1 protein-coding gene is annotated in these 621 nt (G+C 70.5%); it reads right to left on the bottom strand.

Annotated elements, in window-relative coordinates; all coding sequences use genetic code 11:
* The coding region (locus CAY82_RS27430) for an ATP-binding cassette domain-containing protein (RefSeq protein ID WP_140399158.1) at positions 1-621 on the bottom strand (621 nt) is incomplete at both ends.

Genomic DNA, 621 nt, shown 5'->3' with positions numbered 1-621 from the left:
CGAGCCGCTCGAACACCTGCTGGACCGCCCGCTCGGTCTCGGTGTCCAGCGCACTGGTGGCCTCGTCCAGTACCAGGACACGAGGGTTGCGCAGGAGCGTCCGGGCGATCGCGATCCGCTGCTTCTCCCCTCCGGAGAAGCGGTGCCCCCGAGACCCGACCATGGTGTCGTAGCCGTCCGGGAGCCCGGCGATCAACTCATGCACCTGGGCGGCCCGGGCTGCGTCCTCGATCTCCGCGTCGGTGGCGTCGGGCTTGGCGTAGCGGAGGTTCTCGCGCACCGTGGTGTGCAGCAGATAGGTCTCCTGGCTGACGACGCCGACCACGCCGGCAAGATCGGCCAGCCGCAGGTCGCGCAGGTCGATGCCGTCGATGGTGACGCGTCCGCTGGTCGGGTCGTAGAGCCGCGCGACCAACGAGGCGAGGGTGCTCTTACCCGAGCCGGTCTCACCGACCAGCGCCAGCGTCGTACCGGCCGGCACGTCCAGGCTGACGCCGGCCACCGCGGCCGTCTCGCTACCCGGGTAGACGAAGGTGACGTCCTCGAAGCGCACGTGGCCCTCGATCCGGGACGGGTCGATCTCGACCGGGTCGGCCGGGTCGTTCACGTCGATCGGCAGGT

This window comes from Pseudomonas sp. SID14000 (assembly GCF_002165135.1).
GTDB lineage: Bacteria > Pseudomonadota > Gammaproteobacteria > Pseudomonadales > Pseudomonadaceae > Aquipseudomonas.
Note: the sequence above shows the minus strand (reverse complement) of the source record. Positions and strands in the feature narration are given on the sequence as shown.